This is a genomic window from Bradyrhizobium sp. SHOUNA76 (assembly GCF_023006445.1).
In the GTDB taxonomy this organism is placed as follows: domain Bacteria; phylum Pseudomonadota; class Alphaproteobacteria; order Rhizobiales; family Xanthobacteraceae; genus Bradyrhizobium.
In genome coordinates this window covers 1-6,463 of sequence record NZ_JALBHA010000383.1, presented here as the reverse complement: position 1 = coordinate 6,463, position 6,463 = coordinate 1, and the positions used below count along the sequence as shown (strand labels likewise).

Sequence of the window (6,463 nt, the reverse complement as noted above, 5' to 3'; positions counted from 1 at the left end):
GACACGCCCGCATCCGGCGCCATCGCAACGCGCGTTCCCCCCGCGAGGAACTTGGCCGACTCGGCCGCGATGACGATGTCTGAGGCGCAGACGAGGCCGAACCCGCCGCCGCCCGCCGCAAAGCCGTGCACCGAGGCGATGACAGGTGCTTCGAGCCGCAACAAGCCGGTGACCGCATTCTGCAGATAGGCCGTCGCCTGGCGGATATAGTCCGGTAATTTCTCGCCTTTGGATGCAAAGGCGCGCACGTCACCACCGGCGCAGAAGTTCGCACCCTCGCCACTCAGCAGCACCACGCGCAGATCGGGGTGGCCGTGACACGCCATGATGGCATCGCAGAGCGCGCTGAGAAGCTCGACGCTCATGCCGTTCGCGGCATCGGGCCGGTTGAGACGCAGATGCGCGATGCCCTTGTCGATGTCGAGCAGAACAGGTCCCTTGTCGATCATGGTGCGAGACCTCTCCTAAACCAGGAATGACAGTGTGTAGATCGCCTTGTCATTGTTGACGAGCACCACCTTTTTGTAAGCCATGCGCAAATCGCCATCGACATGGCGCAGTCGGTACTCGTTGCGGGCGGCCCACAGCGTATCGTCACGCAAGCTCGATTCGAAGATCAGGCTGTTGCTGGCCACCCCGATGTCGCCACCCGGGTGCTCACCTATCAGCTCGATGTTGGAGACGAGCCGACGCAGGTTAGATTGCGGCGTCTGGGTGAAATGCTTGCCCGTCATGAGCTGGCGCACGCGCAGGGCGATCCGCGAGCGGTTGTCGTAGATGATGGACATCTCCCGCTCCGGATCGATATTGGCGCCGTTGGCCGGCACCCAGTAGACGCCATCGTCTGTCCAGAGCCTTTCCCAGGCCTCGTATTGATGCTCGTCCTGCAAGCGCGCCTCGCGATTCAGGAAGGCAGTCACGGCGCCCATCAGCGTGGCGCTGCTCTCGCGCGACAGCATCAGGCGGCCTCCATCAGCTTGCGATAGTGAGCCCAGATGCCGCGCGACGGCACCTCGTCGGTGACGTGGCCGATCTTGAAGCCGAGTTCGTCCCGGCGCTCGCGCTTTTCGCCGCGGCCCAGAAAAACCCATTCCGGATTGCGCGCCAGTACACCGCGATGGCAGCGTTCGTACATCTCGGAATCATCGGCGAGCAGGAAGCCGGCCGGGCCGACGGAGCCCATGGTCTGCTGGCGCAAGCGGCGGTTCAGATCAGGCGCCCCCTTGAACTGCAGCGCCGTGACGTGCTGCACGCTGTCGTCGACACCGAGCGGCTGAATGACGAACATCTGGATTTCGGCGAGAAACAGGTTCGGGAAGATCATCACATGCGGCGTGCCATCGATCATGATCTCCCGTGCGGCTGTATCGCCATAAGCCGCCTTCATGCGCGCCGTGTAGTCCGGCAAGCGCTCTTCACTGGTGCCGAACCAGCTCATCGGCAGGTCGCGCTTGCGGAACTCGGGCCGCAGGTCGATCTCGGTGTGGCCATTGCCGTAGTCGCGAGTCAGTGCGGTCGAGGCACCGCCATAGAGCTTGCCGATCATGCTGTCGGCGACGCCGAAGATCGAGGTGTGGACGAAGGCCGGATGATAGCCGTCGCACTCGTTCTCCAGGATGAACTTCCAGTTGGCCTTCACGCGATGTTTGAGAAAACCGGCCGTGATCTCGACTTCGCCTTCCGGCGAGGTGCGTACCAGGCGGTCGATGGTCTCGGCGGCGCCTCCGAGATGCTCTTTCAGGGTCGGGCCTTCGGCGGCGAAGGAGCCGAACACGAACCCGCGGTGGGATTCGACGCGCGTCACCCGACCGAGCGCGAGCTCCGCCCTGTCCTGCCCCTCATATCCGTCGGGAAAGGCATAACCAACCAGGCGGCCGTCATTGGCGAACGTCCATGAGTGGAACGGACAGGTGAAGGACCGCGCATTGCCGCGCTCATAGGAGCAGACTTGGTTGCCGCGGTGCGAACAGCGGTTGAGCAGCAGGTTTACCTTGCCCTGCTCGTCGCGCGTCATGATCACGGATTGCGGGCCGATTGACTTGACGACGTAGTCGTTGGCCTTGGGGACCTCACTCTCGTGGCCGACATAGACCCAGGTGCGGTACCAGATGTTCTGCAGTTCTGCCTCGAAAATGGAACGGTCGGTGTAGAGCGAGCCGTGGATCCGATCTGGGTGGATCAGCTCGTTCCACTGCGCCATCCGGCGTACGACGTTCATCGTCTGGCCTCCGACCCGAATAATAATCCGACTGACCGTTTAACTATTAGCAAAGCTGGCGCCGCACAGCAAGCCCGAATGCGTGGGCGTCGCCGTTGCCCTGGATGTGGCCTCCCATTCCCAGGCCTATCGACCAGAGCCGCCGGTGATCAAAGGGCGCTGCCAGGCAGCCGGAGACGCCGCCCGCGGAGAGCCGATCATGCGGAAGACCTATCAGAGCTTAGCTGGAGGACCCTGATCGACAGGTGATCGCAAGCAGTCCCCGGCGTCGACCAGCGGCTCGCAAGGATGGGACGTTGCCATGTTAGGCCACGGCAGGGATCAGCGGCAGCTGAAGCTTGAAGGCTGCGTTGCCGACCCGCTGCCGTTCCATGTGGTCATCAGCGGATAGACACACGCCGGATAGCTCACGGTGTTATCGCGCGACATCAGCATGATCTCCTCCGGAGCGACGCCCCTCTCGACCCAGTCTGTGAGCGCGGAGAAGAACTGATCCTGCTCGCGAGCGGGCTTCTGGTTGGCATTGCCGGGCAGTTTCGGCAGCGGCACGGCATCGTTGCGCCCCCCGGCCGCATAGGCGCGTCCCTGAGAGGAATGCGCGACGCCGGGCAACAGGTACATGCGCATGAATTTCTGCACCTCGGCTTGGCCACCCATCGCCGCCAACACTCGCTCGTGATAGTTGACGTTGCCTGCCGGCGGAATGGCGTCGTCGGCAAGCCCGCTCCAGACGATCACCTTGCGGCCGAGGTCGCGCAGCTTGGCAAGATCGGCCTTGTCAGTGGCGAGACCCGCAAACAGCGTCGGCTGCAGGGCGACGTTCTTGTCGAAGGCATCGGCAACACCGGCATAGTCGAGTTCGAGCCATTTGTTTCGGACATTCGTGGAGCCGTTCGCGATCGGGATCGATGACGTCGCGCCGGCATCGGCGGCATAGCGCACGTCCTGCAAGGCCAGCGCCAGAGCGTCCGTGGATGCGCTCTTGACCAGGCCGGCGATCGCGGTGCCGCGCGTGAACGTCCACCAGAGCTGATTGTTGCCGAGCGACTTTCCGCTCCGGGCATCGCGGCTCTGTGCTGCATCGACGTTGCCATCACGCGCCGCGCCGTACCAGATCTTGCCGAGCGCCCTCGCCTCGCTGGCGCTCATGCAGGTCGCCACATCATTGCTGCTGCCGGTGACGCCGGTCCCCGCCTCCCCCGCGCAAAGCGCCGCTGCATCGCGTGCAGGATCGTAATCGCACGCAAAGGGATCGAGCAGGAAGCCGAGCCCCGCCTTGTCGCAGCTCGCCACCGCGCGCTTGTTGACCGCATCCACCCTGGACGCGAAGGCGGCCGCTTCAGCCTTGTTGACTGCGGTGATGCCAAGCTCGGTCTTCATCACGATCTGCGGATAAATCGAGACGGTGCCGAATCTGGCAATGTTGAGCGCGGGCTGGGCGATCAGATAGCCGTCATAAAGCTCCGGAAATTCCTGAGCGATCTTCATGCCCTGCCGGCCGCCTTGCGAATGGCCGTCGTAATAGGCAAACTTGGGCGCCTTGCCGTAATAGAGATTGACCAGCGCCTTCGTCTTTACCGCCTGCTCGACCATCGCATCGACCGAAAAGCTGCGCAGCGCCTCGGCATTCACCTTACCGTCCGATAAGAACGTGAAGGAGCCGTCCTGGTACCAGGGCTGGCCGGCATCGGTGGTGCCGGAAGCATAACCGACGTTGGCATTGACGATGGCCGGCACCTTGCTCCCGATCTTGTCGGCATAGCGGTGTCCGCCGCCAACCCAGCCGCCGCCGCCATAGTTGCGGATGCGCTCATTCCAGTTGGCGGGTGTCGGCAGCCAGACTTCGATGCCGATGCCTTCGGAATACGAGCGCGCCGACTTGTCCTTCTCGGCAGTGGCGCCAGGGCCGATCAGCAATTTGACAAGGCAGAGGTCGGCGGCCGCCGTTATCGGCGTCGGCGCGTCCGGGGCCAGCAATTCCTCGCCCTTTTTCACCAGGCGAACGGCGACGACGCTGGTATTCTCATCAGGACGAAAAGCCTGCTTGATACCATCGTCGCACGACAGCGGCTCGGCCAGCGCGCTGGCAAGCTGGCTCGAGACTGCCAGCAGCAGGAGGGACCAGATGATTTTCCGTGGCGTAGTCGACATCGACATATCCCTCTCGATTCCGGGCCTGCAACGATAGCGCGTCGCTGACCTGGGACAATTATCCGTTTATTACCCGAACTTAACATGATGTTATTTTTGTCAAGTGGCCGCCGGACGTGGGCGAGCGAAGCGCTCGATGCATGCATCGCCGCGCACCATCCGAATGTCTTTGCGGGCGCGTATCGACGCGCGTCCGCTTCTTCGTGACTTGCCTCCCTTGATCCGACAAGCTAGGCAAGCTTCAGCAGGTACGAGTTGCAGTGGAGCGTCTACGATGTCCGAGCGTCCGGCGCGCGACGAGCGTCGCAAAGACTTCGTCTGGTGGACGAAGATCTCGAGCCGTTGGGCCGATTGTGATGCCTACGGACACGTGAACAATGCAACCTATTATAGCTGGTTCGACACGGCCTTGACCCTTCTGGCGATCGAGCGCGGAATTCTCCGTGCGCCAGGTCAGACGTCGATCGGGCTTTGTATCGCCAGTGAATGCGAATTCCTGGCTCCGGTCGGCTTTCCGGAAACGGTCGATATCGGCATTCGGCTGGGTCGACTGGGGAGCAGTTCGATCACGTACGAGCTCGCGATGTTTGGCGAAGCCGCCGACAAGGCATCGGCCGTCTGTAAATTCACGCACGTCTATGTCGACGCCGAAACGCGAGCGAAAGTATCGCTGACCGAAGAGCAAAGATCTGCGATTGGAGACTTGCTCCGGCATTAGCCCTCGCGCGGTCGGCCCGATATTCCCGTGTATTGAAGCACGATCAGGTCGGCCGTCTCATGGCGACGGCTCAGCATCGAAAGTAACCGGGCACAATCGCCCCATACCAGTCGAGCACGCGCCGCACCCAATTGCGTCGCATCCCGCCAATTGCCTGGTTGAAATTATCATTATGAAATTCTTGAGTGTAGAATGGCTCACGGTGTCTCACAAAGCGGACACCGGAAATTGGCGTAAGCATGAATGTCATGAATCGAACGACTCCTATGCTGGCCTGAGCGGTCAATTCCTCAGTACGGCTTCTGCTGATCGCCCGGCATTCTCGTCATCTCCTCCCTGAAGGCTTTCTCTGAGCAAGAAGCGCGATCTGCCTTGCGCCGTGCGGCACAAGGTAGATGACGAGGAACAGCAGCACGCCGAACACCGCGCCGGAGAGGCCCTTGGAGATGCTTTCCGCGATGTTCGGCACGAAGATGATGAAGGCAGCACCGACGAACGAGCCGGGCAGCCAGCCGACGCCGCCGACGACCATGCCCAGGAACAGCGAGATCGCGAGGAGGAAGGTGTAGCTGTCGGGCGCGACGAACTGCACCGCAATGGCGCTCAGCCCCCCCGCTACTCCGGTGATGCCGGCGCTCACTCCGAAGGCCAGCGTCTTGTAGAGCGCGACATCCACACCCATCGCGGAAGCTGCGATCTCGTTGTCGCGGATCGCCATGAAGGCCCGGCCCGAGCGGGAACGCAGCAGGTTCACCGCGAAGATGTAGATCGCGAGCGTCACGATGAGCGTGAAGTAGTACAGCCACATGTCCTGCGACATCGGCAGGCCGAACGGCGCGTCAGGCTTGGTGACGACGAGGCCCTGTACGCCGCCGGTCCAGTGCTCGATAACGTTCAGCTTGAGCAGCTGCGGCATCGCAGTTGCGAGCGCGAAGGTGGCGAGCGCGAGATAGACGCCCGACAGCCGCAGTGCCGGCTTGCCGAACAGGTAACCGAAGCCGAAACAGACCACGCCGGCGACCGGCAGCGTCAGCGCATAATTGACGTTGAAGTGCTCCAAGAGCACTGCGGTCGTATAGGCGCCGACGGCGTAGAACGCGCTCTGGCCGAGCGAGAACTGTCCGGAGCCGCCGGTCAGGATGTTGAGCGCCAGCACCGCGAGCCCGTAGATCAGGAGCATCGTCATCTGGAAGATGATGAAGTTCTTGACGAACACCGGCACGATCAACAGCACCGCCAGCACCAGCAGCGAGGTGCCCGTGCCCAGCGTCATGGCCCGCTTCGGAACCGCCTCGACCGCCTCGTGGCCTTCGCCGACGACTTCTTCTGCAGCGCTCATGATCAAACTCGCTTGACGATGTGCCGGCCGAACAGGC

6 protein-coding genes are annotated in these 6,463 nt (G+C 62.4%); 1 reads left to right on the top strand and 5 read right to left on the bottom strand.

What is annotated here, in order from left to right; translation table 11 throughout:
- From MOV74_RS28285 to MOV74_RS28270, 4 genes are all read right to left on the bottom strand, one after another.
- On the bottom strand, positions 1 to 449 hold a 449-nt coding region (locus MOV74_RS28285; protein WP_246929900.1), incomplete at its 3' end, for an enoyl-CoA hydratase/isomerase family protein.
- Positions 450 to 464: 15 nt separating this feature from the next.
- Positions 465 to 959 (bottom strand): aromatic-ring-hydroxylating dioxygenase subunit beta, encoded by a 495-nt coding sequence (locus MOV74_RS28280; protein WP_246929899.1) that lies wholly within the window; start codon positions 957 to 959, stop codon positions 465 to 467.
- On the bottom strand, positions 959 to 2,218 hold the full coding sequence (locus MOV74_RS28275; RefSeq protein ID WP_246929898.1) for a Rieske 2Fe-2S domain-containing protein: 1,260 nt from the start codon (positions 2,216 to 2,218) through the stop codon (positions 959 to 961). The genes MOV74_RS28280 and MOV74_RS28275 overlap by 1 nt, the downstream gene beginning before the upstream one ends.
- 321 nt (positions 2,219 to 2,539) lie before the next feature.
- Complete coding sequence (locus MOV74_RS28270; RefSeq protein WP_246929897.1) at positions 2,540 to 4,369, bottom strand: tannase/feruloyl esterase family alpha/beta hydrolase; 1,830 nt, start codon at positions 4,367 to 4,369, stop codon at positions 2,540 to 2,542.
- Positions 4,370 to 4,643: 274 nt separating this feature from the next.
- On the opposite strand from MOV74_RS28270, the gene MOV74_RS28265 reads away from it, so the two are divergent.
- Positions 4,644 to 5,087, top strand: coding sequence for a thioesterase family protein (locus MOV74_RS28265; RefSeq protein WP_246929896.1), 444 nt, complete (start codon positions 4,644 to 4,646; stop codon positions 5,085 to 5,087).
- Positions 5,088 to 5,412: 325 nt separating this feature from the next.
- Here MOV74_RS28265 and MOV74_RS28260 read toward each other — a convergent pair whose 3' ends face one another.
- The gene (locus tag MOV74_RS28260; protein ID WP_246929894.1) at positions 5,413 to 6,426 is read right to left on the bottom strand and encodes a branched-chain amino acid ABC transporter permease; all 1,014 of its coding nucleotides are present in this window, start codon (positions 6,424 to 6,426) and stop codon (positions 5,413 to 5,415) included.
- Between the last annotated feature and the right edge of the window lie 37 nt (positions 6,427 to 6,463).